Raw genomic sequence first — 3131 nt, 5'->3', positions numbered from 1 at the left:
TAGGGTGTTCTTTTAACAGTCTTGTGTAAATCTCTACAGCTTTTTTGTATTCTTTATTAGCGTAATAAATATTTCCCAATCCAATTAAAGCATTTTTATGATAAGGAAACTTTGCAATGATCTGATTAAGGAGAGAAATAGCTGTTTCATTATCTCCTGATTCAAAGGAATCTTTTGCTTTTTTTAAAGTAGAGTATATGTCAAAACTCTTGCCAGAATTCTGCGCAATTTTGATGTTAAATTTATCACTTTTTCTCTCAATAACATCAAGATCTTTATATTTTTTATCAGCTTTTATATGCTTGACAACACTATCAAAGGCCTTCTGTATCTCCAAATTTTCACTAGCATAGGTAACAGAAGACCTCCATAAAATCACAACGCAAATTAACATGCAGATAAACATAGGTCCTAGTGTTGTGGCATTGGCTGCAGCGTGTAACCAGTAAACCTTATTTCTTTGAGCTATATGCAACACATTACAAATTCATAAATGCTAAATTACCTATCTCATACAATAATAAAGATATTATTAATTAGCGGGACGAACATGCTGTGTAGCCTTTCAGAATGCATTTATCTTTTGTCTTCCATATTTCGCTTTATTTCCACAAAAATGCTTCAATTTATCTTAACATTTTGTCAACTACCTTTGTAGATTTAAAAGGGTATTTTTACATATTCCATATGGCTGCCAGTTGCACCCCTCACATGCGTACTCGAATTTCTCTAAAGACATTTTCTCCCTAATCTTTTCTACCGCTTCACTCCAGGTCAAAGTCTCGCCAATTTTAATTCCTAAAATTTCCATGTGCCTTCTATCTAGCTCTAAAACTTTAGCTTGTTCGGTGCATTTACCTTGTTTAGTCTGGTTTGGGCAAGCACTACAAATACTATCAAGGTTACCAACTACTTCGATTTGAGTACTAACCACTTCACTTGCTATCTTCCTATAATTTTCTACAAAACCCTGAGAATACCCATATCCCCGAAACGCGAGGGTGCACATAAAATGATGAGGGCGAAATTTTATCATTTTTTCAAATATTGCAAAGCTGCTACAAGTAGAAAAATTTTTATCAAACCAGGAAGGATAAATGGTAAAGCACCCACCATTATTGCTTGTCCCAGACCCAAGTAAACAGCAAGCCAACTAACACCACAAATAAAGATTACAACTGTACCAGCCAGACAACTTAAAGAATTACACACAAATGATTTATATGTAGAGTTCAGTAATTCATTTACTTTGCTCATTACCATAACAGCAGCTAAACAGCCAATTAAATATCCACCTGTTGGTCCAAGGAGAGCGTGATAACCACCAGAAAAATTTGCAAGAACAGGCAATCCTGCTGCACCAAGTGATAGATATGTAAGCACAGAATAGAATGCTGTTCTGCGGTTAAATTTAAGCCCAATAAGCATTACTCCTAAAGTTTGCAATGTGATAGGCACAGGCTGCAATGGTATACCTATTTGAGCCATCAAGAATAAAAGTAAAACGCAAGACAATATTTCAGCCAGTGTTGATCTGCTGCTAGATTGTGTTATAAACATACCTTCCCAATAAAAATAACTTATTAAATGTAATATATGTGTATGAGAGGTTTTGCAATTTAAATTTTGCTTATATTCTGCTACAATGAATTATTTATGCACTATTAAATTAAAAATGATGAGTAAACAGGATCTATTATCGTTGATGAAAGCAAGACACAGCGGACGTTCATACGATCCTACAAGAGCAATATCTCAGGAAGACATGGATATTTTAATGGAAGCTGTAAGGCTGACTCCCTCATGTTTTGGTGATGAACCCTGGAGATACGTAATATGCAACAAACAGAACAATCAAAGCGCATGGGAAAAGCTGCTAAATTGCCTTGATGAATCTAATCAAAAATGGGCAAAAGATGCACAAGTGTTAATCATATCTTTAAGCGCTAAGAATTTCCGCAAATCTGATAAAGGTGAAAATTTTTGGGCTAATCACGATACTGGTGCAGCGAATTATGGACTTATGTTACAAGCTGCAGTTATGAACTTAATGGCCCATCAAATGGGTGGATTTGATAGAGATAAAATAGTGAAAGAGTTCAATATACCCAATGACTTTAACGTAATGTCAGTGATAGCGGTTGGTTACGAAGAAGAGGGTGCTGAAACAAGTAAGAAGAAAAGAAGACCAATAGAAGAAATATTTTTTTATGATGAGTGGCCAAAATTCTGAAAATTTTATCAAAATGCACGGCACTGGTAACAATTTCGTTATCATAGACTCACGTTCAACAAACAATTTAGACTGGAACCATAGACAAATTGCTGATCAAAGCAGTTGTGATCAAGTGATAATTATAACAATGTCTAATGCTGCAGACTGTTTTATGCATATCTATAATGCTGATGGCAGTCGAGCTGAAATGTGCGGAAACGCAGCACGCTGTGTTGGATATTTGATAATGTCAGAAAAAGGTGCTGAATACTCCATTATTGAGCTAACAAGCAAACGCATTTTAGAGTGTTTTAAAGTGGGTGATAAATCCATAAAGGTTAACATGGGTAAACCTTTGCTAAAATGGCATGAAATTCCCTTATCTACTGAGTGTGACACTCTTCACTTACCTATAGAGCTTGAAATGCTAAAAGATCCTGTTGCAGTAAATATTGGCAATCCTCACATAGTTTTTTTTGTTGATAACATAAGTGAAATACCATTGCGAAATTTAGGACCAAAGCTAGAAAATCACGCATTATTTCCTCGGAAAATTAATGTTAGTATTGCACAAGTTGAAAAGTCTGGAGAAATAGCTTTAAGAGTTTGGGAAAGAGGTACAGGCATTACTGCATCATGCGGTAGTGCAGCCTGTGCAGCACTTGTTGCATCCACACTACGTGGATATCTGGTTGCCCAACAGACTTCAGTAAATTTACCAGGAGGCAAGTTATTAATCGAATGGGCAAATAACGTATTCATGACCGGTGATATAGGGTTTTTGTGACCCTAATTCTAGTGATGCATTACTTCCAATACCTTCTTACCAATTACTGCAGGGGTTTCAGCAATTGCAATTCCAGCGCTCCGCATAACTTCTAGTTTTGCACCAGCACTTCCACCGCTGGAAGAGATG

5 protein-coding genes and 1 pseudogene are annotated in these 3131 nt (G+C 36.1%); 2 read left to right on the top strand and 4 right to left on the bottom strand.

Annotated features, from left to right (window positions below; all coding sequences use genetic code 11):
- The 3 genes from OZD62_RS04080 to OZD62_RS04070 form a co-directional block, all read right to left on the bottom strand.
- Positions 1–478 (bottom strand): tetratricopeptide repeat protein (locus OZD62_RS04080; protein WP_275019480.1); only part of this gene is annotated, 478 nt, incomplete at its 3' end.
- 168 nt (positions 479–646) lie between these two features.
- A complete protein-coding gene (locus OZD62_RS04075; protein ID WP_316658127.1) occupies positions 647–1036 on the bottom strand; it encodes a DUF1284 domain-containing protein in 390 nt (129 codons plus the stop codon).
- A complete protein-coding gene (locus OZD62_RS04070; RefSeq protein ID WP_275019478.1) occupies positions 1033–1560 on the bottom strand; it encodes a biotin transporter BioY in 528 nt (175 codons plus the stop codon). The genes OZD62_RS04075 and OZD62_RS04070 overlap by 4 nt, the downstream gene beginning before the upstream one ends.
- A gap of 85 nt (positions 1561–1645) precedes the next feature.
- Here OZD62_RS04070 and OZD62_RS04065 point away from each other — a divergent pair, with 85 nt between their 5' ends.
- Together OZD62_RS04065 and dapF are read left to right on the top strand one after the other, a co-directional pair.
- A complete protein-coding gene (locus tag OZD62_RS04065) occupies positions 1646–2233 on the top strand; it encodes a nitroreductase family protein (protein ID WP_095742826.1) in 588 nt (195 codons plus the stop codon).
- Positions 2214–3002, top strand: coding sequence for a diaminopimelate epimerase (gene dapF / locus OZD62_RS04060; protein ID WP_006279822.1), 789 nt, complete (start codon positions 2214–2216; stop codon positions 3000–3002). Before OZD62_RS04065 ends, dapF begins: the two co-directional genes overlap by 20 nt.
- An 8-nt stretch (positions 3003–3010) precedes the next feature.
- Here the strand turns inward: dapF and OZD62_RS04055 are convergent.
- Positions 3011–3131, bottom strand: a pseudogene (locus OZD62_RS04055) (succinate--CoA ligase subunit alpha); the annotation flags it as partial.

Origin of the sequence: Wolbachia endosymbiont of Drosophila seguyi, assembly GCF_028981765.1 — a bacterium.
Taxonomy (GTDB): domain Bacteria; phylum Pseudomonadota; class Alphaproteobacteria; order Rickettsiales; family Anaplasmataceae; genus Wolbachia; species Wolbachia pipientis.
The sequence above is the reverse complement of the archived record's forward strand: the minus strand, read 5'-3'. Positions and strand labels throughout refer to the sequence as shown.